Origin of the sequence: Ensifer adhaerens (assembly GCF_001270265.1) — a bacterium.
Lineage (GTDB): Bacteria > Pseudomonadota > Alphaproteobacteria > Rhizobiales > Rhizobiaceae > Ensifer > Ensifer adhaerens_B.
In genome coordinates this window covers 34,445-55,004 of the sequence record NZ_LGAP01000024.1, presented here as the reverse complement: position 1 = coordinate 55,004, position 20,560 = coordinate 34,445, and the positions used below count along the sequence as shown (strand labels likewise).

General features: G+C 62.2%; 21 protein-coding genes. 17 read left to right on the top strand and 4 right to left on the bottom strand.

The window, feature by feature from the left end:
* Nucleotides 1-161: 161 nt before the first annotated feature.
* Nucleotides 162-935, bottom strand: coding sequence for an amino acid ABC transporter substrate-binding protein (locus AC244_RS25810; protein ID WP_053251683.1), 774 nt, complete (start codon nt 933-935; stop codon nt 162-164).
* Between the two features lie 270 nt (nt 936-1,205).
* Between AC244_RS25810 and AC244_RS25805 the strand changes: the two genes are divergently transcribed.
* From AC244_RS25805 to ispG, 4 genes are all read left to right on the top strand, one after another.
* Nucleotides 1,206-1,988, top strand: a complete 783-nt coding sequence (locus AC244_RS25805; protein WP_053251682.1) for a DeoR/GlpR family DNA-binding transcription regulator — start codon at nt 1,206-1,208, stop codon at nt 1,986-1,988.
* Nucleotides 1,985-2,371, top strand: a complete 387-nt coding sequence (locus AC244_RS25800) for a VOC family protein (protein WP_053251681.1) — start codon at nt 1,985-1,987, stop codon at nt 2,369-2,371. The genes AC244_RS25805 and AC244_RS25800 overlap by 4 nt, the downstream gene beginning before the upstream one ends.
* Before the next feature lie 30 nt (nt 2,372-2,401).
* Nucleotides 2,402-3,586, top strand: a complete 1,185-nt coding sequence (locus AC244_RS25795; protein ID WP_053251680.1) for an MFS transporter — start codon at nt 2,402-2,404, stop codon at nt 3,584-3,586.
* A 187-nt stretch (nt 3,587-3,773) separates the two neighbouring features.
* Nucleotides 3,774-5,027 carry a flavodoxin-dependent (E)-4-hydroxy-3-methylbut-2-enyl-diphosphate synthase gene (gene ispG / locus AC244_RS25790; RefSeq protein ID WP_053251679.1) on the top strand — a complete coding sequence of 418 codons (1,254 nt, stop codon included), beginning with the start codon at nt 3,774-3,776 and terminating at the stop codon, nt 5,025-5,027.
* A 106-nt stretch (nt 5,028-5,133) separates the two neighbouring features.
* Here ispG and hisC read toward each other — a convergent pair whose 3' ends face one another.
* Both hisC and AC244_RS25780 read right to left on the bottom strand, forming a co-directional pair.
* Complete coding sequence (gene hisC, locus AC244_RS25785) at nt 5,134-6,189, bottom strand: histidinol-phosphate transaminase (protein ID WP_053251678.1); 1,056 nt, start codon at nt 6,187-6,189, stop codon at nt 5,134-5,136.
* A gap of 3 nt (nt 6,190-6,192) precedes the next feature.
* Nucleotides 6,193-7,107: a polyprenyl synthetase family protein gene (locus AC244_RS25780; RefSeq protein ID WP_053251677.1), complete on the bottom strand. Its 915-nt coding sequence runs from the start codon at nt 7,105-7,107 to the stop codon at nt 6,193-6,195.
* Between the two features lie 173 nt (nt 7,108-7,280).
* On the opposite strand from AC244_RS25780, the gene mtgA reads away from it, so the two are divergent.
* The 5 genes from mtgA to AC244_RS25755 all read left to right on the top strand — a co-directional run bounded on the left by mtgA (nt 7,281) and on the right by AC244_RS25755 (nt 10,421).
* On the top strand, nt 7,281-8,027 hold the full coding sequence (mtgA, locus tag AC244_RS25775; protein ID WP_053251718.1) for a monofunctional biosynthetic peptidoglycan transglycosylase: 747 nt from the start codon (nt 7,281-7,283) through the stop codon (nt 8,025-8,027).
* Nucleotides 8,028-8,129: 102 nt separating this feature from the next.
* Nucleotides 8,130-8,864 carry a DUF1868 domain-containing protein gene (locus tag AC244_RS25770; protein ID WP_053251676.1) on the top strand — a complete coding sequence of 245 codons (735 nt, stop codon included), beginning with the start codon at nt 8,130-8,132 and terminating at the stop codon, nt 8,862-8,864.
* Nucleotides 8,861-9,508: a glutathione S-transferase family protein gene (locus tag AC244_RS25765; RefSeq protein WP_053251675.1), complete on the top strand. Its 648-nt coding sequence runs from the start codon at nt 8,861-8,863 to the stop codon at nt 9,506-9,508. Before AC244_RS25770 ends, AC244_RS25765 begins: the two co-directional genes overlap by 4 nt.
* Nucleotides 9,509-9,668: 160 nt before the next feature.
* Nucleotides 9,669-9,854, top strand: a complete 186-nt coding sequence (gene rpmF / locus AC244_RS25760) for a 50S ribosomal protein L32 (RefSeq protein WP_025425225.1) — start codon at nt 9,669-9,671, stop codon at nt 9,852-9,854.
* A 165-nt stretch (nt 9,855-10,019) separates the two neighbouring features.
* Nucleotides 10,020-10,421, top strand: a complete 402-nt coding sequence (locus AC244_RS25755) for a hypothetical protein (protein ID WP_053251674.1) — start codon at nt 10,020-10,022, stop codon at nt 10,419-10,421.
* Between the two features lie 64 nt (nt 10,422-10,485).
* On the opposite strand, the gene phaR is transcribed toward AC244_RS25755, so the two are convergent.
* The gene (gene phaR, locus AC244_RS25750) at nt 10,486-11,064 is read right to left on the bottom strand and encodes a polyhydroxyalkanoate synthesis repressor PhaR (protein ID WP_053251673.1); all 579 of its coding nucleotides are present in this window, start codon (nt 11,062-11,064) and stop codon (nt 10,486-10,488) included.
* 222 nt (nt 11,065-11,286) lie between these two features.
* Between phaR and AC244_RS25745 the strand changes: the two genes are divergently transcribed.
* The 8 genes from AC244_RS25745 to AC244_RS25710 all read left to right on the top strand — a co-directional run bounded on the left by AC244_RS25745 (nt 11,287) and on the right by AC244_RS25710 (nt 20,433).
* Entirely contained in the window at nt 11,287-12,468 is a 1,182-nt protein-coding gene (locus AC244_RS25745) for an acetyl-CoA C-acetyltransferase (RefSeq protein WP_053251672.1), read from the top strand.
* A gap of 121 nt (nt 12,469-12,589) precedes the next feature.
* Nucleotides 12,590-12,841, top strand: a complete 252-nt coding sequence (locus AC244_RS25740; RefSeq protein WP_152976102.1) for a hypothetical protein — start codon at nt 12,590-12,592, stop codon at nt 12,839-12,841.
* 17 nt (nt 12,842-12,858) lie between these two features.
* On the top strand, nt 12,859-13,584 hold the full coding sequence (locus AC244_RS25735) for a beta-ketoacyl-ACP reductase (protein WP_053251670.1): 726 nt from the start codon (nt 12,859-12,861) through the stop codon (nt 13,582-13,584).
* Nucleotides 13,585-14,287: 703 nt separating this feature from the next.
* Nucleotides 14,288-17,275, top strand: a complete 2,988-nt coding sequence (locus tag AC244_RS25730; RefSeq protein WP_053251669.1) for a helicase-related protein — start codon at nt 14,288-14,290, stop codon at nt 17,273-17,275.
* 7 nt (nt 17,276-17,282) lie between these two features.
* On the top strand, nt 17,283-17,696 hold the full coding sequence (locus AC244_RS25725) for an RNA-binding S4 domain-containing protein (RefSeq protein ID WP_053251668.1): 414 nt from the start codon (nt 17,283-17,285) through the stop codon (nt 17,694-17,696).
* Between the two features lie 201 nt (nt 17,697-17,897).
* Complete coding sequence (fdxA, locus tag AC244_RS25720) at nt 17,898-18,236, top strand: ferredoxin FdxA (protein WP_025425217.1); 339 nt, start codon at nt 17,898-17,900, stop codon at nt 18,234-18,236.
* Nucleotides 18,237-18,648: 412 nt separating this feature from the next.
* Nucleotides 18,649-19,218 (top strand): CarD family transcriptional regulator, encoded by a 570-nt coding sequence (locus AC244_RS25715; RefSeq protein WP_025425216.1) that lies wholly within the window; start codon nt 18,649-18,651, stop codon nt 19,216-19,218.
* Nucleotides 19,219-19,566: 348 nt separating this feature from the next.
* Entirely contained in the window at nt 19,567-20,433 is an 867-nt protein-coding gene (locus AC244_RS25710) for an RNA polymerase factor sigma-32 (protein WP_053251667.1), read from the top strand.
* The last annotated feature ends 127 nt before the right edge of the window (nt 20,434-20,560 follow it).

The following is a 20,560-nucleotide window of genomic DNA, read 5'->3' as shown; positions in this document are numbered from 1 at the left end:
CGGATCGCGATTCATACTGCATGACGCCTTAAATCGAAATCGATTTAAGGCGGGGATTATGCAGCAAGTTTGAAGTGTTACAGCGCCCTGCGTCATGTCCGACGCGCGGCGCTGTAGCGAGAACGGCCGGGGGAGAAACCGGCCCTGAACTCAGATCGATGTTACTTCGAGACGTCGGCGCCGAAGTATTTCTGCGAGATCTTCTCGTAGGTGCCGTCAGCCTTGATGTCGGCAAGCGCCTTGTTGATGGCTTCGAGCAGTTCCGGCTCGCCCTTGCGGATGATGATGCCGGAATAGTCGGCGTCGGCCTGTTCGGCGGCGATCTTCACGTTGGCGTCGGGCTTCTGCTTCTTGAAGTCGAGGAAGGAGAGGCTGTCGTTGATGGTCGCATCGGCGCGGCCGGTCAGAACCAGCTGGATCGACTGGTCGAAGCCGTCGGTGCCGACGAGTTCGGCGCCGGAAGCCTGGGCCAGCTTGCCGAAGTTGCTCGTCAGCGACTGGGCGGACTTCTTGCCCTTGAGGTCGGCAAAGCCCTTGATCTCGGCATCGTCGCCCTTGACGATCAGCACGGCCTTGGAAGCGATATAGGGCTCGGAGAAGTCGTACTTCTTCTTGCGCTCTTCGGTGATGCCGACCTGGTTGATCACCGCATCGTAACGGTTGGCGTCGAGGCCGGCGATCAGGCCGTCCCACTTGCCTTCCAGGAACTCGGCCTTGACGCCCAGCTTCTTGGCCACTTCCTCGCCGATCTCGACGTCGAAGCCGACGAGTGCGCCTGATTTGTCGTGGTAGGTGAAGGGCGCATAGGTGCCCTCGGTGCCGATCTTCAGGACGCCGGCGGACGTGACCTGGTCGAGATTCTCACCGGCCTGAGCGGGCACAAGGGCGGCAACCTGCAGGAGGGCGGCGGCGAAGAGCGTGGGGAGGAGTTTCATCGTGTCTTTCCATCTTTTGTGTTCCGGCCCGTCGTCCGGATTGAGGGGAGAATCGCACAAAAAAATCGTCGCTTGAGCGCATAAAACTCCAATTGCTGAGCGTTTTGATGAAGATTTTTCCCCGGATCGGTGGAATTTTCATCCAAAAAGCGCGCCTGTCGGCAAATCTGGCCGTTTTCGATTTTGTCGCCGGGGCGTGGTTGAAATCGCTTTCAAAATTAGGTATGCACATTTGCATCGATTCATGCACGTTTATGCACGATTGGCGAAATGTCCACGGAACTCCTTCTTCGCGAACGAAAGACACTCATCCAGGAACGGCTGAAAGCCGATGGCCGGGTGCTGGCCGCTGATCTTGCCGCCGAGTTCCGGGTCTCCGAAGATACGATCCGGCGCGACCTGCGCGAGATGGCGGCAGCCGGCCTATGCGAACGGGTCTATGGCGGCGCGCTGCCGCTTGCGCCGGGTTCGCTGTCCTTGAGCCAGCGCGTGGCCATGGCGCCGGAGCGCAAGGCAGCGCTTGCGCGCGCCGCGGTCGACTTCATCGCGCCTGACAGCACGGTGTTCCTCGATGCCGGCTCGGCCAACCTTGCGATCGCCCAGCTTATCGAGCCGGATCTCAAGGCGACTGTTGTCACCAACACGCCGTTGATCGCAGCCGCCCTGATGGAGAAGCCGGGCATCGACCTGATCCTCGTCGGCGGCCCGCTCAACCGCGCTGTCGGTGCTGCCGTCGGGGCGCGGGCGCAGCGAGATATCGAGCAGCTGCGGCCCGACCTTTGCATCCTCGGCACCTGCGGTGCCGACGCCGATGCCGGCCTGACGGCGATCTATTTCGAGGATGCCGAGTTCAAGCGGCTGATCGCCTCGCGCAGCCGCGCCCTGCTTGTCGCTGTTACCAACGACAAGCTCGGCACGGCCGCCTCCCATGCGATCGTCGGCATCGACCAGGTGACGACGCTGGTGCTGGAGGCCGATGCGCCGGTGCACCACGTCGCCGCCTTCGAGGCGTCGGGGACGACCGTCGTCATGGCTGGAGGAAGCGAACGATGAGCATTGCGCATGTGGCCCTTTGGACCAGGGATCTTGAGGCTGTTGCGTCTTTCTGGTCGAGTTTTCTCGGCGCCAGCATCGGCGACGTCTATGAGAGCCGGCGCCGTCCGGGCTTCCGCTCCCGTTTTCTGACCTTGGGTGACGGGCCGGCAATCGAGATCATGGAGGGGCCCTGGGTGGTTCCTGCCGACCCCGAGGGCGTCGAGCGCACGGGCCTGGCGCATGTCGCCCTTTCGCTCGGCAGCGAAGCGGCGGTCGACGCCATGGCGGCCCGGGCCGGGGCCGAGGGCATTCTGGTATCGCCAGCGCGGTGGACGGGAGACGGCTTCTATGAGGCGGTGCTTCGTGACCCCGACGGCAATCTGATCGAAATCACCATTTGAGCCGGCGGCTTCCGGCATAGAGGCAAACTCATGGACCAACGTTCCCCTTCCACCGCCGTTCGGCAGCGTTACATGACCCGCAACCGGCTTGCCGTATCGCTGCTGTTCCTGATGAACGGCTTCGTCACCGGAAGCTGGGCCCCAAAAATCCCCGAATTCAAGGACCGGCTGGGCATCAGCGAAAGCGTGCTCGGCCTGCTCATCCTGATGTTCGGCGTCGGCTCGCTGGTGCTGATGCCGATCGCCGGCGGTTTCATCGCCCGGGTCGGCTCGCAGAAGGTCGTCAAGGTCACGGCCATCCTGCTGTCGCCGCTGCTCTTGCTTTTGACGCTGTTGCCGAACGTCTGGGCGGCTGCCGTCGGCATGTTCCTGCTCGGCGGCTTTGTCGGCGCCATGGACGTGGCGATGAACGCCAATGCGGTCGAGGTCGAAAAATCGATGCGCCGCGCCATCATGTCCTCCTGCCATGCCTATTGGAGCCTCGGCGGCCTGATCGGCGCCGGCATCGGTGGCTTCCTGATGGCGCGCTTCGGCGTCCTGCCGCATGTCATCGTCGTGACTTTACTCAGCTTGGCAGTGCTCGTGATCGCCTGGCCGATGATCCTGGCCGACAAGCCGCATCCGGCCGCCACCAAGGAAAAGCTCCGTCTGCCGATGACGCCGCTTCCCTGGCTGATTGGCATCATGGCGTTGTTTTCGATGGTGCCGGAGGGAACCGTGCTCGACTGGGGTGCGCTTTACCTGCGCAACGAACTCGGCGCTTCCGTCGAACTGTCGGGCTTCGGCTTTGCCGCCTTCTCGGCGACCATGGCGACGATGCGCTTTGCCGGCGACCACGTGCGTGATCGCTTCGGCGCCAAGCGGACGCTGCGGATCTGCACGGTCACGGCACTTGTCGGCATGGTGCTTGCGGGCCTCGCGCCGAATGCCTACCTCGCCATCCTCGGTTTTGCGATCGCCGGCATCGGCATTTCCAACATGGTGCCGATCGCGTTTTCGGCCGCCGGCAACATGCCGGGTCTGCAGCCGGGCATCGGCCTCTCGGTCGCGACCTTCATGGGCTATTCCGGCATGCTGTTCGCACCGTCGCTGATCGGCTTCGTCGCCGAGCACACCGGCTTTGCGATCATCTTCGCCTCGGTGCCGGTGCTGTTCATCGTGGTGCTCATGCTGTCGCATCATGCGGTGCATGCGGACCATGGAAAGGGGCACTGAGGCCGGGCTGCCATCAAATCGCCGTCAGGGCATGATGTCGCCGTTGACAACGGTGCTTTCCTCATCCACCTGATGGACGAAAAGCACGAGCGGGACGGGCAAAAGTCCATGCGATTTTCCGTCCGCATCCCGCACTGAAACGATGAGACTGGGTCACAGGCGTGACCCAGGGGACCAAGAGGCCTTCATGTCTGCCGCCTTCGATTTTGATCCGCAGCCCCGCCGCGCGTCCGTCGCCGTCGATGTCGGCGGCGTCATAGTCGGCGGCGGTGCGCCGGTGGTCGTCCAGTCGATGACCAATACCGATACCGCCGATATCGACGGGACGGTGGCGCAGGTGGCAGCCCTCCACAAGGCCGGCTCGGAGCTGGTGCGCATCACCGTCGACCGCGACGAGAGTGCGGCTGCCGTGCCGAAGATCCGCGATCGGCTCGAGCGCCTCGGCCTGGACGTGCCGCTCGTCGGCGACTTTCATTACATCGGCCACAAGCTGCTTGCCGACCATCCGGCCTGTGCGGAGGCGCTGGCGAAGTACCGCATCAATCCGGGCAATGTCGGCTTCAAGGACAAGAAGGACAAGCAGTTCGCCGAGATCGTCGAGATGGCGATCCGCTACGACAAGCCGGTGCGCATCGGCGTCAACTGGGGCTCGCTCGATCAGGAGCTGTTGACGCGGCTGATGGACGAGAACCAGGCGAACGGCTTTCCGCTGACCGCCCAGCAGGTGACGCGCGAGACGATCGTGCAGTCTGCGCTGCTTTCTGCCGAACTTGCCGAAGACATCGGCCTGCCGCGCAACCGCATCATTCTGTCGGCCAAGGTTTCGGGCGTCCAGGACCTGATCGCCGTCTATGCCATGCTGTCGACACGCTCCGACCATGCGCTGCATCTGGGTCTCACCGAAGCCGGCATGGGCACCAAGGGCATCGTCGCCTCTTCCGCCTCGCTCGGCATTCTCATGCAGCAGGGCATCGGCGACACGATCCGCATCTCGCTGACACCGGAGCCCGGCGGCGACCGCACCCGCGAGGTGCAGGTGGCGCAGGAGCTGCTGCAGGTCATGGGCTTCCGCCAGTTCATTCCCGTCGTTGCCGCTTGTCCTGGATGTGGCCGCACGACCTCGACGGTGTTTCAGGAACTCGCCCAGAAGATCCAGGACGACATCCGCCGCAACATGCCGGTCTGGCGCGAGAAATATCCGGGTGTCGAAGGCCTCAAGGTCGCGGTCATGGGCTGCATCGTCAACGGCCCCGGCGAAAGCAAACACGCCGATATCGGCATCTCGCTGCCGGGCACCGGCGAAACGCCGGCAGCCCCGGTCTTCATCGACGGCCAGAAGGCGATGACGCTGCGCGGCCCTGATATCGCCGGCGATTTCGAGACGCTCGTTTCCGACTACATCGAGAAACGTTACGGCCAGGGCCAGGCGGCGGCCGAATAGGTCAGAGCCGCGTCGTCAGCAGCGAAACTCCGTGAAAGCCCGGAAGCCTGACATCAGGCTTCTAACGACGGAATGCGACCTCGCATCGCCGGGCAGCCTCCAAGCGTCAGAGAATGTCGTCGAGCACCTCGATCAGCCGTGCGCATTCTGCATCGGTGCCGATGGTGATGCGCAGGAAATCGGAGATCCGCGGCTTGGCGAAATGGCGCACGAGCACGGCGCGTTCGCGCAGCGCCTGCATCAGTGTCTCGCCGGAATGGCCGGGATGACGGGCGAAGACGAAATTCGCCTCAGACGGCAGGACCTCGAAGCCGCGCTCAGTGAGCTGATCGGCGAGGCGCTCACGCGAAGCGATGATCTTCTCGCGCGTCGTTTCGAACCAGGCCTCGTCTTCGATGGCAGCGACCGCGCCGGCCTGGGCCGGACGGCCAAGCGGGTAGGAGTTGAAGCTGTCCTTCACCCGCTCCAGCGCCTCGATCAGTGGCCGCTGGCCGATGGCGAAACCGACGCGCAGGCCGGCGAGCGCACGGGACTTCGAAAAGGTCTGGACGACCAGCAGGTTTTCGTATTTCGGCACCAACGCGATCGCCGACTGGCCGCCGAAGTCGATATAGGCCTCGTCGATGACGACGGGCTGATCCGGGTGGGCGGCAACGAGGCGCTCGATTTCGGCAAGCGGCAGGCCGATCCCGGTCGGGGCATTCGGATTGGGCAGGATGATGGCGCCGCAAGGCCTGTCGTAGTCGGCAAGGTCGATGCGGAATTGTGCGTCGAGCGGCACTTCGACGGCGTCGATCGCAAACAGCCGGGCGTAGGTCGAGTAGAAGCTGTAGGAAATGTCGGGGTAAAGCAGCGGGGCGTCGTGCTTCAGCAGGCCGGCAAAGATGTGCGCCAGAACCTCGTCCGAACCGTTGCCGACGAAGACCTCGCCGGCGGTGACCCCGTGGCGGGCCGCGATCGCCTCACGCAGGCGAAGCGCCAGCGGATCGGGGTAGAGCCTGAGATCGCCGTTGGCCGCCGCGGTGATTGCGCTCAGCACCTTTTCGGAAGGGCCATAGGGGCTCTCATTGGTGTTGAGCTTGACGAGATTGGCGATGCGCGGCTGTTCGCCAGGCACATAGGGCTTGAGCGTCGAAACGATGGGCGACCAATATTTGCTCACGGTTCAATTCCTGCGATTGGCGATGAAGCGGGCGGTTTCGGCAAGGATCGACGAGCGTTCGCCGTAGGGCTCGAGCAGCGCCTCTGCCTCCGCCACCAGTTGTTCCAGCCGGTTTTCGGCCCAGGCCTGTCCGTGCAGCGCAACGAGCGTACCCTTGCCGCGCGCGGCATCCTTGCCGGTTGCCTTGCCCATGGTCTCGGCGTCCGCCGTGAGGTCGAGCAGGTCGTCGGCGAGCTGGAAGGCGAGGCCGATCTTTTCGCCGAAGCTGCGCAGACGCTGGCGGTCGCTTGCGCTGGCGCCAGCGACGATGGCGCCAGCCTCGCAGGCAAAACGCAGAAGCGCGCCGGTCTTCATCGCCTGCAGGGTGACGATGCCGGCTTCGTCGGGAGCCGACTTCTCCGCCGCAAGGTCGAGCGCCTGTCCACCCGCCATGCCGCCATGACCGGCAGCGCGTGCCAGCGCAAGCACGAGCGCGGTCTTCTGTGCGTCGGCAAGCGGCGTTTCCGGCGATGCGATGATGTCGAAGGCGAAGGTCAGCAGGCTGTCGCCGGCGAGAATGGCCGTGGCCTCGTCGAAGGCCTTGTGTACGGTCGGCTGGCCGCGCCGGATGTCGTCGTCGTCCATCGCCGGCAGGTCGTCATGGACCAGCGAGTAGCAGTGGACACATTCGAGCGCCGCACCGACACGAAGTGCTGCATCGAAGCTGCCACCCAGCAGGCTGGCGCATTCGATGACGAGAAACGGCCGCAGCCGCTTGCCGCCGTTGAGCACCCCATGGCGCATTGCGCCGAGCAGGTTTTCCGGCCGCGCGATCTCGTCGGGTTCGATGCCCAAACCCAAAAGGTGTCCGAGCAGTGTCTCGATCGCAAGCGCGTTGCGTTTCAATTGGGTCTCGAAGGTCGGTGCTTCCTGTCTCATGCAGCGCTCTTTGACACGCGCGAAAGGCGCTTTCAACGGGCTTTCGTGTCGCGGCGGTGCGCTTTGTCGAGGACAGAGCTGTGAGTGCCTTGCCTTTTGCCAGAAAGCCCGTTCAACTTTGCCGGCCCATGCACTAAGAGAAACGGATGGACAGAGAGGTGGACAGTCAGGTCGTGGACATCGTTCCCGAAGTGCGCGAGGAGGGCGATATGTCTGCCAGTCGCTGGTCGTCCCTCCGTCGGACGTGGCGCTTGCATCGCCGTCGCATCGTTCTTGCCGTTCTCGGCCTGTTGCTTCTGCCCTATGCGCTGATCGCGCTCTATCTCATCGACTTCATTCGCCCGGTTTCGACGCTGATGCTGCGCGACCTCGTCCTCCTGCGCGGCTATGACAGGCAGTGGGTCGAGTTCGACAAAATAGCGCCGGTGCTGGTGCAATCGGTGATGATGTCGGAGGATGGCCAGTTCTGCATCCACGACGGCGTCGACTGGGGGCAGATGCGCGGCGTGGTCGAGGACGCGCTCGACGGAGAATCGACGCGCGGTGCCAGCACCATCCCGATGCAGACAGTGAAGAACCTGTTCCTCTGGAACGGCCGCTCCTTCGTGCGCAAGGCGATGGAACTGCCGCTCGCCATCGTCGCCGATTTCGTCTGGAGCAAACGGCGAATGATGGAAATCTACCTGAACGTCGCCGAATGGGGCGACGGCATCTACGGCATCGAGGCTGCCGCCCGCCACCATTTCGGCGTTTCCGCCGCCAAGCTTTCCAGGCGGCAGGCGGCCTTGCTCGCGGTTTCGCTGCCCAATCCGAAAGAGCGCAACGCCGGAAAACCGGGGCGCGGACTGAAGCGCCTGGCATCGCTGATCGAACGCCGGGCCAGCCGATCGGGCGGATACATCACCTGCCTTTATGATTGAGATCAGGCCTTTTCATTGGAAGCCGCCGCCGGAGGATGTCATCCTGGCGTTGTAGAGTTCTGCCATCTGGGCCTCTCTCCACTCGAAAGGCCCGATCGCTTCATGACCTCGATATCCCCCTCGCTTCTCGCCTTTGGCCGCAATGCGAACCATACTCCGCCAAAGCATCTCGGAACCCGCTACACCGCGGATGGTCGCTTTTTGCGGGAGCCGGGCAACACAGTGGTCTGCCACGTCACGGCAGGAACGCCTTCGCAAGCCGCCCTGCTGGCCGTCCGCGAGCGTTTGATGGCGATGCCCGAGGCAGGGCAATTTGCCTTCACCCATCCTTCCAGCCTGCACATGACGATCTTCCAAGGCATCATCGAGTATCGGCGCAGGCTGCCCTATTGGCCCGCCGATATGGCCCTCGACACGCCGATCGACGTCATGACCGAACACTACTGCGCGCGGCTGAAGCATTTTTTGCCACGGGAGCCGTTCCGGGCGCGCATTGCCGGCGTCACGCCGCTTGGTCTCGTGCTCGAGGGCGATGGCGCCGCCGATCGGTCGCGGCTCAGGGCCTGGCGTGATGCCCTGGCCGAGGTGTTCGGATATCGCCATCCGGACCATGACGACTACCCGTTTCACATCACTTTTGCCTATATCATCGACTGGCTGGACGATGCGGTGCTTCCGCGCTGGCAGGAGATGCTGATGGAGCAATTGGCCTATCTCAGGGAACGGGCGCCGGAGGTCGAACTCGATCCCCCGGCCTTCTGCTCGTTCGAGGACATGAACCGTTTCGAGGAACTTATCGTTTTCTCGGACAGACCAGCAATCGAGGAAATTGAATGACCGGACTTACCCTTTACGTCGGCAACAAAAACTACTCGTCCTGGTCGTTGCGACCGTGGCTGGCGCTTGAGGCGTCGGGCATTGCCTTCGAGGACGTCGTCATTCCCTTCGATTTTGCAGCCGGAAACCCGAGGATCCGGGAAATCTCGCCAACCGGACGGGTGCCGCTTCTTGTGCACGGTGACGTCAGGATCTGGGAGTCGCTGGCGATCATCGAATATGTCGCCGAGCTGTTTCCCGAAGCCGGCCTGTGGCCGGCAGAACAACAGGACCGGGCCCGTGCGCGCAGCTATGCCTGCGAGATGCTGTCCGGCTTTCGCGCCTTGCGCAGTGCCTGCCCGATGAACATCCGCCGGCAGAAACAGGCGCTTGAGGTTGCCGACGACGTGCGCGCCGATGTCGCCCGCATCGAGACGATCTGGGCGGAGGCGCTTGTCCGTTCCGGCGGTCCGTTCCTCTTCGGGTCGTTTACGGCGGCGGACGCGATGTACGCGCCTGTGGTTAACCGCTTCGACGTCTACAATCTCGTTAGCGACCCGGTGACTTTGGGGTATATGGAACGGGTAAAGGCGCATCCGGCATTCCGCAAATGGGAAGCGGCCGCACGAGCGGAGCCGTGGATCGTTGCCGAGGACGAAGTCTGACTTGACCTTCTCGCGAGGGCCGAGTCGAAAAATTGCGCTCGGGGACTGGTCAAGCGGCAGTTCGCCATGTATAAGCGCGCCAAATTTCCGTAATTAACATCTGTTTGATACGGCCATTTCGGCTGCTGAACAGTGTTTTGCCCGATAAGTGGAGAATGAAATGGCTGTACCTAAAAGAAAAACGAGCCCGTCCAAGCGTGGCATGCGCCGTTCTGCCGACGCCCTCAAGACGCCGACCTACATCGAAGACAAGAACTCCGGTGAACTGCGTCGCCCGCACCACATCGACCTGAAGACCGGCATGTACCGTGGTCGCCAGGTCCTGACCCCGAAGGAAAGCGCATAAGCGCTGATATTGGCGGACCGAGTTAAAGGGCTGGCTTTGCCAGCCCTTTTCTTTTGCATGCCTGACATCTTCTCGACGGAGAGGACACGTTAAGTAAGCGTGGTGATCTCTGGCGTCACTTGGCGCATGCGGCGATCACCCATCGAAGAGGGAGCGCATTTGTTCATGCTTGCCGCCATTCCATTGCTGATCCTGCCCTTTGCCATCTACAACCTTGCCGTGCTCGGCCTCTTCGGCGGCACGGCCGGGCTGGGTGCCGGCGTGATGTCGCTGTCCATGCTTTCCGGCGCGACATGGGCGATGAGCTTCGGCGACCTCCTGATCGTCGTGGCCCTGCTTCTGCTTTTCGTGGAAATTCTCAAGGCAACCCGGACCGGCACGCGGGCGCTGATGGACCATCTGTTGTCGATGGTGCTCTTCATCGCGTTCCTGGTCGAGTTCCTGCTGGTCGCCCCGGCGGCGACGCAGATTTTCTTCATCCTGATGACGATCAGCTTCATCGACGTCATCGCCGGCTTCTCCGTGTCGATGCGATCGGCCGGCCGGGATGTATCAATCGGTCTTTGAAGAAGACTGAAGAAATCTCACAACGCCGCGTGTCGAACAGGACCGCGGCGTTGTCGCGATCCGCTCAACCGAGGTTGTCGAGCTTGGTCTGAAGGGCGCGCAATTGCTCCTTCAACTCGTCGATGTCCTTGGCTTCCGCCTTCTTGGTTTCCTTGACAGGAGGCGAGGCGATGAACGGCGAAAACATCTGCATCGCCTGATGGAACATTTCGGTGTTGCGGCGAACCTGCTCCTCGACCAGTTGCAGCGGCGCCTGCAGGTTCTTGCCGAGCGGCGTGTCGCCGAAGGCCTTGTTGATCTGCTCGCGCATCTGCACCTGCTGCTCGGTAAAGGCCTGCATCGAGTGCTCGAGATAGCTCGGCACGACCATCTGCATCTGGTCGCCGTAGAATGAAATCAGCTGGCGCAGGAACGAAATCGGCAGCAGCGTGTTGCCGGTCTTGGATTCCTGCTCGAAGATGATCTGCGTCAGAACCGAATGGGTAATGTCTTCGCCGGATTTGGCATCCTGCACGGTAAAGTCTTCGCCCTTCTTCACCATCACGGCCAGGTCGTCGAGCGTGACGTAGGTGCTGGTCCCGGTGTTGTAGAGCCGCCGGTTCGCATATTTCTTGATTACGATCTGGCCGTCGTTCTTCGCCATCAGGGTCTCCTCATTACCCGCGGTCCGTCTTTTTCTACTTTTCAGAGTATCCGCAAACGAACGCCGCTGACAATGTTTTTGTGCGATGCGGCGACGCAAGTGCGAAATCTCGCAGTCGGTGCTGGATGACGGTTTTGTGGCAGTGCATCAAGGTGTTTGACTTGCGCCCCGCGCTTTGCCAGTCTGCTGCCGTACCGCAAGAAAATCTGAGGAAACGTCCCCATGAGCAATCCTTCCATCGTGATCGCCAGCGCGGCCCGTACCGCCGTCGGATCCTTCAACGGTGCCTTCGGCAACACGCCGGCCCATGAGCTTGGCGCCGCCGTCATCAAGGCGGTGCTCGAACGCGCCGGCGTCGAGGCGAGCGAGGTCGATGAAGTGATCCTCGGGCAGGTGCTGCAGGCAGGCGAAGGCCAGAACCCGGCGCGCCAGGCCGCGATGAAGGCGGGCATTCCGGCGGAAAAAACCGCCTGGGGCATGAACCAGCTCTGCGGCTCGGGCCTGCGCGCAGTCGCGCTCGGCATGCAGCAGATCGCATCCGGCGATGCCGACATCATCATTGCCGGCGGCATGGAGTCGATGTCGATGGCGCCGCATTGCTCGCACCTGCGTGGCGGCGTGAAGATGGGCGACTTCAAGATGATCGACACGATGATCAAGGATGGCCTCACCGACGCTTTCTACGGCTACCACATGGGCATCACCGCGGAAAACGTCGCCCGTCAGTGGCAGCTGACCCGTGAAGAGCAGGACCAGTTCGCGCTCGCCTCGCAGAACAAGGCCGAGGCCGCGCAGAAGGCCGGTCGTTTCGCTGACGAGATCGTTCCGTTCGTCGTCAAGGGCCGCAAGGGCGACGTCATTGTCGATCAGGACGAATATATCCGTCACGGCGCCACGCTCGACCAGATGACCAAGCTGCGTCCGGCCTTCGACAAGGAAGGAACAGTCACTGCCGGCAACGCGTCGGGCCTCAACGATGGCGCCGCCGCCACCCTGCTGATGACCGAGGCAGAGGCCGCCAAGCGCGGCATTCAGCCGCTCGCGCGTATCGTCTCCTGGGCAACGGCAGGCGTCGATCCGCAGGTGATGGGCACAGGCCCGATCCCGGCATCGCGCAAGGCGCTGGAGAAGGCCGGCTGGGCGATCGGCGATGTCGAACTGGTGGAAGCCAACGAAGCCTTTGCGGCACAGGCCTGCGCGGTCAACAAGGACCTCGGTTGGGACCCGTCGATCGTCAATGTCAACGGCGGTGCGATTGCGATCGGTCACCCGATCGGCGCGTCGGGCGCCCGTGTTCTCAACACGCTGTTGTTCGAAATGAAGCGCCGCGGTGTTTCCAAGGGCCTTGCGACGTTGTGCATCGGCGGCGGCATGGGTGTCGCCATGTGCGTCGAGCGTCTCTAACCGGCCCGGCCGCATGCGTCATGTCAGCGGATTGATCCTTTCAGTCCTGTTCGTCGCTTCGTCGACGGCTCAAGCGTTCGCGGCATCTCCGCCGTTCGAACAGGCAAAGGTGGTCCGGTGCATGCTGGACCACACGACGATCGACGACGAAACTGTTTTCAAGAACCTGATTATCGCTGCCCTTCACGACGAGAGCGACAGCGTCAAGTCGCATATCGTGCAGGTGAGCAGCATCATGATGAACCTCGCGCTGACGAAGTGCGAGGTCGGAATGTCCATGCTTGCCGATCCGCAGTTTCAGGCTGCGGCCAAGATCTACGGACAGCAGCTGGGCGAAAAACTGATGAAGAAGGCCTTTGATAAACTGAATTAATCAAGTGGGAGGCGAGCATGAGCAGGGTAGCATTGGTTACGGGCGGATCACGCGGCATTGGCGCTGCGATTTCCATCGCGCTGAAGAATGCCGGATATAGGGTTGCTGCCAACTACGCCGGCAATGACGAGAAGGCTCAGGCCTTCAAGGGGGAAACCGGCATCCCGGTCTACAAGTGGGATGTCTCCAGCTATCAGTCCTGCGTCGAGGGCATTGCCAAGGTCGAAGCCGACCTCGGGCCGGTCGAAGTGCTCGTCAACAACGCCGGCATCACCCGCGATGCCATGTTCCACAAGATGACGCCGGAGCAATGGGGCGAGGTGGTCAACACCAACCTGACCGGTCTGTTCAACATGACCCACCCGGTCTGGACGGGCATGCGGGACCGCAGCTTCGGGCGCGTGATCAACATTTCGTCGATCAACGGCCAGAAGGGTCAGATGGGGCAGGCGAATTACTCGGCGGCCAAGGCCGGTGACCTCGGCTTCACCAAGGCGCTCTCGCAGGAAGGGGCTGCCAAGGGCATCACCGTCAATGCGATCTGCCCGGGTTACATCGGCACTGAAATGGTGCGGGCGATACCGGAAAAGGTTCTCAACGAGCGGATCATTCCGCAGATCCCGGTCGGCCGCCTGGGCGAGCCGGAGGAGATTGCGCGCTGCGTGGTTTTCCTCGCATCCGACGATGCCGGCTTCATCACGGGCTCGACGATCTCTGCCAATGGCGGGCAGTTTTTCGTCTGATCCGTCAGCTTTCGACGATTTCGACGGCGCTCCCTTGGGGGCGCCGTTCGCGTTTGCACCGCCCGCCTGGCGCTGTGGCAAAAGGTTAACGGCGCCGTGCGGGCTTGCCCACAAACGGCAGAAAACCATTGCCGAATCTGTTGGTCGTCTCGCGCGAAGATACTATATGTTGTGGAGAACAAAAATGGAACGCGATGGTGTCTGCGATTCGTCGTCGATTCGTTCCGGCTTTGATCGATGTGTTAACGTGGCGATTCTCATTCCTTGATTCCGCTGAATCCGCCGGAATCTTCGGTTAAAATTTCCTAAACTTTCCCAGAGTCTTGGATTCAGAATCCTTTATCACTTTTAACGCTTCGGCAACCTGGGTTAACGCCCGTGGGACGCCCAGCACTCGGTACCGGCGACGTGATTCAGCATGTGGTGCGACATTGGCAGTTGAAATCTATATGTAGCCGTGAACATACAGTGAATCGAGTGGAGTCAGCGATTCGTCGCCGATTCGTTCCATGGCTGTTCCGAGTCTTAATTTCGCGCATCCAGATATGGTGGTGCGGACTGCCTCAGGTTTGCCGGGAAATGGTTTTAGTTGCCGGCGCCCCTTGCGTTTGCTGCGGTGCGTGGGCATGTGTTTGCCGCCGGCGCGTAAAGGCGCCTCTTATGTTTCTGAATGCCCGGGATCGATGACGTGTCCGTTCACCCCATGATCCTGAGCGGCCGCGGCGTAACCGCGGTGCTCGGGCCAACCAATACCGGCAAGACGCATTATGCGATCGAGCGCATGATCGCGCACGACAGCGGCGTCATCGGGCTGCCGCTGCGCCTTTTGGCGCGCGAGGTCTATACCCGTCTCGTCGAAAAGGTCGGCCACCACAATGTCGCGCTGATCACCGGCGAGGAAAAGATCACCCCGCATCGCGCCCGCTATTCGGTCTGCACGGTCGAAGCGATGCCGCGCGAGACGACGGCATCCTTCGTGGCGATCGACGAGGTGCAGCTCGCCGGCGATCTCGAGCGCGGCCACATCTTCACCGACAGGCTGTTCTATCTGCGCGGCCGCGGCGAGACGCTGCTGCTGGGGGCAGCGACGATACGGCCGCTCCTCGAGCAGCTGCTGCCGGGCATCACCGTCGTCCAGCGCCCGCGCATGTCGCAGCTGCTCTATGCCGGGTCGAAGAAGATTCCCCGCCTGCCGCATCGCACGGCCATCGTCGCCTTTTCGGCCGACGAGGTCTATGCGATCGCCGAGCTGATCCGCCGCCAGCGCGGCGGTGCTGCGGTCGTGCTCGGGGCGCTGTCGCCACGCACGCGCAATGCCCAGGTCGCGCTCTATCAGGAGGGCGACGTCGAATTTCTGGTGGCGACCGATGCGATCGGCATGGGCTTGAACCTCGACGTCGACCATGTCGCTTTTGCGCAGGACCGCAAGTTCGACGGCTGCCAGTTCCGCAACCTCAATCCGGCCGAGCTGGCGCAGATCGCCGGGCGTGCCGGGCGGCACCTGCGCGATGGTACGTTCGGCGTCACCGGCCGGGTCGATCCGTTCGACAACGAACTGGTGCACCGCATCGAGTCGCATGAATTCGATCCGCTCAAGGTGCTGCAGTGGCGCACGAAGGCGTTCGATTACGCCTCGCTGGCCGCTCTGAAGCGGAGCCTCGATGCCGCGCCGACAATTCCGGGACTTGCGCGCGCACTACCTGCGGTGGATCAGCAGGCGCTCGAACATTTGTCTCGTTATCCCGAAGTGGCGGATCTCGCGACCACGCCCGACCGGGTCGAGAAATTGTGGGAAGCCTGTGCATTGCCGGATTATCGCCGCATTACACCGGCTCAACACGCCGATCTGATCTCCACGATCTATGCCGACCTCGTCCGTCGCGGTACCGTGAACGAAGATTTCATGGCCGAACAGGTGCGGCGGGCGGATTTTACCGATGGCGAGATCGACACACTTTCGGCGCGAATCGCGCAGATCAGAACTTGGACCTATGTGTCGAACCGGCCCGGATGGCTTGCCGATCCGACACACTGGCAAGAAAAGACGCGGGAAATTGAAGATCGATTGTCCGACGCACTACATGAACGGTTGACGAAACGCTTTGTTGATCGCAGGACATCTGTGCTCATGAAGCGCCTGAGAGAGAATGCTATGCTGGAAGCTGAAATCAGTGTGAATGGTGACGTCTTCGTTGAAGGCCATCACGTAGGACAACTAACCGGTTTCCGGTTTACGCTGGCGACCGGCGGAGACGGACCGGACGCCAAGGCCGTGCAGGGTGCTGCGCAGAAAGCGCTGGCGCTCGAGTTCGAAGCGCGTGCGGCGCGTCTGCACGCCTCCGGCAATGGCGACCTTGCGCTGTCGTCCGACGGCCTGGTGCGTTGGCTCGGCGATCCGGTAGCCCGGCTCGCGGCCAGCGACCATGTCATGCGTCCGCGCGTCATCCTGCTTGCCGACGAGCAGTTGCAGGCCAATGCGCGCGAGCATGTCGTCGCCCGCATCGAGCGCTTCGTGAACCATCATATCGGCACCGTGCTGAAGCCGCTCGACGATATCTCGCGCGCCGAGGATCTCGAAGGCCTCGCCAAGGGTCTGGCGTTCCAGCTCGTCGAAAATCTCGGCGTGTTGTTCCGCCGCGACGTCGCCGAAGAGGTGAAGTCGCTGGACCAGGACGGTCGCGCCTCGATCCGCAAGTATGGCGTCCGCTTCGGTGCCTACCACATCTTCCTGCCCGCGCTGTTGAAGCCGGCTCCGGCCGAACTCATCACCCTGCTCTGGGCGTTGAAGAACGACGGCCTCGACAAGGCCGGCTACGGCGATCTGATCCCGATGCTGGCCGCTGGCCGCACCTCTGTTGTCACCGATCCCTCGTTCGAGCGGACCTTCTACAAGCTGGCGGGCTTCCGTTTCCTCGGCAAGCGTGCCGTTCGCATCGACATCCTCGAGCGTCTGGCGGATCTCATCCGTCCGTTGCTGCAGTGGAAGCCGGGTGCGCAGCCGCGTCCGGAAGGCGCCTATGACGGCCGTCGCTTCACCGCAACGACCTCGATGCTTTCCATTCTCGGCGCGACGCCGGATGACATGGAAGAAATCCTCAAGGGTCTCGGTTACCGCGCAGACAGCGTGAAGGCCGAAGACGCAGCTGCGTTCCTGGCAAGCCAGGGCGGGGCGCCGGAAGCACCGAGCGAGGCCTCCACCGAAGCTGCGGCCGATCACGACGACGCGGATGCAAGCGGCGACGGCGAACCGACGGCTGAAGCCGAGGCATCTGCCTCCGTCGAGCCGGTGAGCGCCGAAGGCGAAGCTGCCGCGCCCCAGGTGACCGTGGACGAGGGAGCCGAGGCTGCCGAAGCCAAGCCGGTTCTTCTCTGGCGTCCCGGCACCCGCCAGGACAATCAGCGTCAGGGTGGCCGTCATCAGGGCGATCAGCGCCGCGGTGGCCAGCGTCACGGCCAGGGCCAGGGCGAGGGACGCGAAGGCGGCCGCAAGGGCGGTGCACCGGCGCGTGGCAAGCGGCAAGAGGGCAAGCCAGAGGGTGGCCAGCGGCAGGACCGCCATGATCGTCACGATCGCGGCGGCAAGCCCAACGCGGCCAAGTTCGAGGCGCGTCCGCCCCGCAAGGAGAAGCCGATCGATCCGGATTCGCCCTTTGCCAAGCTTGCTGCTCTCAAGGAGCAGATGAAGAAGTAGGAACGCCATGGAGAAACAGTCAACGTCCAACCCGGCATCGCGCCAGCGTCTCGACAAATGGCTGTTCTTCACGCGCCTGTTGAAGTCCCGCTCGCTCGCCCAAAAGGCGATCGAGGCGGGGCACGCCACTGTTAACGACGAACGGGTGAAGCAATCTTCCTTCCAGGTGAAGGTTGGCGATGTGCTCACCTTGTCGCTCGAGCGGCGCGACGTGATCGTGCGGGTGCTTTTGCCCGGCGAGCGGCGCGGTCCTTACGAGGAGGCGCGGCTGCTCTACGAGGACCTGACGCCGTTGGTGCCGCGGGAAAAACTGTCGGCTTTCGACCTGGCGACGCGTGAGCCTGGAGCCGGGCGCCCCACCAAGAAAGAGCGGCGCGAAACCGACCGGCTGAAGCCGGGTTTCAATCCGCTCGACGATTAGAAAACTCTGCCTTCAGCGCGGCGTTTCGCGCATTGAATATTCTTGCAAAGGGTCCATAAAGCCTTTACCTGACAACCCACGTTGGGTGCATCGGTCTTGCTTCGGCAGCTATGCGCGCCGGACATTCCTAGCATGCGCGGACATGAGCATCACCATTGATTGCCGTCCGCCATCAAACGTGAGCCTTGGCTGGAGTACCTCATGACGTATGTCGTGACCGACAATTGCATTCGCTGCAAGTACATGGATTGCGTTGAAGTCTGCCCGGTGGACTGCTTCTACGAAGGCGAGAATTTTCTCGTCATTCATCCCGACGAATGCATCGATTGCGGCGTCTGCGAGCCGGAATGTCCTGCCGAGGCGATCAAGCCCGATACCGAGCCGGGCCTTGATATGTGGTTGAAAGTGAACGCGGATTTTGCCACCAAGTGGCCAAACGTCACCATCAAGCGCGATGCGATGCCGGAAGCCAAGGAAATGGACGGGGTCGAAGGCAAGTACGAGAAGTACTTCTCTGCCGAACCTGGTCAGGGCGACTGAGACGTTCGGTTCCGGTCCGTTCGCCGAGGCTGACGAAACGATAGTGACCCCAGCGTCAAATCTGGGGAAAATCAGGCTCCGCCCTCGCAACTGCGAGAATGGCGGCTTGATGGCTGCCATGCAGCAAATTATTGATTTCCGCAGTTTTTTGTGATAGGGTCCTTCTACTGATCCACAGAGGGTGTTTTTGCGCGCCCGAAAACCTCACGAAAGCAAACGATCTCCACAGCGCGGCTTTTCAAGATACGCATCGTTGCGTCTCTCTATTGTGACCGCGTTTGATGGGACTGTTTGCGTTCCTTTGGACGGACCAGGATGGACCCACCCGGCGGTATCCCCGTCTATCCCGGGCCTCACTGACCCGGCCCCGGCCAAGAATGGCCGGGTGCGAAACAGGGAGTTTTTGAAACGAATGACGACCCAGCAGAAAAAATCTTCGACACGCCACGGCTTCAAGACCGGTGAATCGATTGTCTATCCGGCCCATGGCGTCGGACAGATCGTTGCTATCGAGGAGCAGGAAGTTGCCGGCATGAAGCTTGAGCTTTTTGTCATCGATTTCGAAAAGGACAAGATGCGCCTGAAGGTGCCGGTCGCCAAGGCCGTCAGCATCGGCATGCGCAAGCTCTCGGAGACCGATTTCGTCGATCGCGCGTTGAAGGTTGTGCAGGGCAAGGCTCGCGTGAAGCGGACCATGTGGTCGCGCCGCGCACAGGAATACGATGCCAAGATCAATTCCGGCGATCTGATCTCGATCGCAGAAGTCGTGCGCGACCTCTACCGCGCCGAAAACCAGCCGGAGCAGTCCTATTCCGAACGCCAGCTCTATGAAGCTGCCCTCGACCGTATGGCGCGCGAAATCGCGGCCGTGAACAAGATGTCCGAGACCGAGGCTGTTCGCCTGGTCGAAGCCAATCTTAACAAGGGTCCGAAGCGCGGCAAGGCGATCGAAGAAGACGACGCCCAGGACGAGGCAGCTTAAAGAGCGCCAGTCCTTCCCCATCACGACAAGACAAAGCCCGGCCATCGCGCCGGGCTTTTTCGTTTTGAGTGCTCTCGCTTTGAGGTTTTTCGTCCGGGCGAGGGAACTTTTTGCGCCGAAGCGCATTTATCAAGGCCGGCAGGGATGCGCCGCTTTCCTGCCGGGGCGATCTGGGTCCTGTGATCTTCTGTCAGAATTCAGCTTCGTAGTTTGGAAGTAGGGCGCTGCACCGTTTCTTCAAGCTTCGGTGTCATCGCACCAGCCGCCGCCGGCGCCGGTCGGGTTCCTCCGTCCGGCCCTTGGACTTCACCCGTTAGCGGCGTCCAGGCGCCCGCCATGGAGCGATCGATGAGGACTCTCACAGCAGACAGGCGCATGATCAAGATTGCGATGGAGGCACCTTATCTCGAGCGTGAAGAAGAGCACGCATTGGCAAAGGCCTGGCGAAACGATCACGATCAGGATGCCCGCAACAAGATCGCCATGTCGCATATGCGGCTGGTCATTTCCATGGCGGCAAAGTTCCGCAATTTCGGCCTGCCAATGGGCGATCTCGTCCAGGAAGGGCATATCGGCCTGCTCGAGGCCGCCGCACGCTTCGAGCCCAGCCGTGAAGTGCGCTTCTCGACCTACGCGACATGGTGGATCCGTGCCTCGATGCAGGACTATGTGCTGCGCAATTGGTCGATCGTTCGCGGCGGCACCAGCTCGGCCCAGAAGGCGCTGTTCTTCAATCTTCGCCGACTGCGCGCGCGGCTTGCGCAAGGCGACCGCCAGCTCACATCGCAGGCTATGCATGAGGAAATTGCGGCTGCCCTCGGGGTCAGCATTGCCGACGTCCAGACCATGGATGCCCGCCTGTCGGGCAGCGACACCTCGCTGCAGGCACCGGTGGGCGGCGCGGATTCCGATGGTGGAGAGCGGCTCGATTTTCTCGCAAGCGATGCGCCGCTGCCTGACGAACAGGTGAGCGACATGATCGACGGCGAGCGCGCCCGCATCTGGCTCCGTGACGCCATGGGTGCACTGACCGAGCGCGAGATGAGGATCATCCGCGCCCGACGTCTGTCGGAGGAAGGTGCAACGCTGGAGGAACTGGGGCTCGACCTCGGCATCTCCAAGGAGCGGGTCCGCCAGATCGAGACGCGCGCGCTCGAAAAGCTGCGGGCGGCACTCGCCACCAAGGCCCCGGCGCTGACATCCATGGCGCACTGAGGGCGCTTCTAAAGCGCGCCGCGATCTTCAGATTCGCTTACTGCGCTTTAAGCTCTTGCTTTTGCGCAGGTCGTTATCGCAAAACCGCTGCGCACTTTTGCGCGACCTGCTCCAGGAGAAGTGCAAA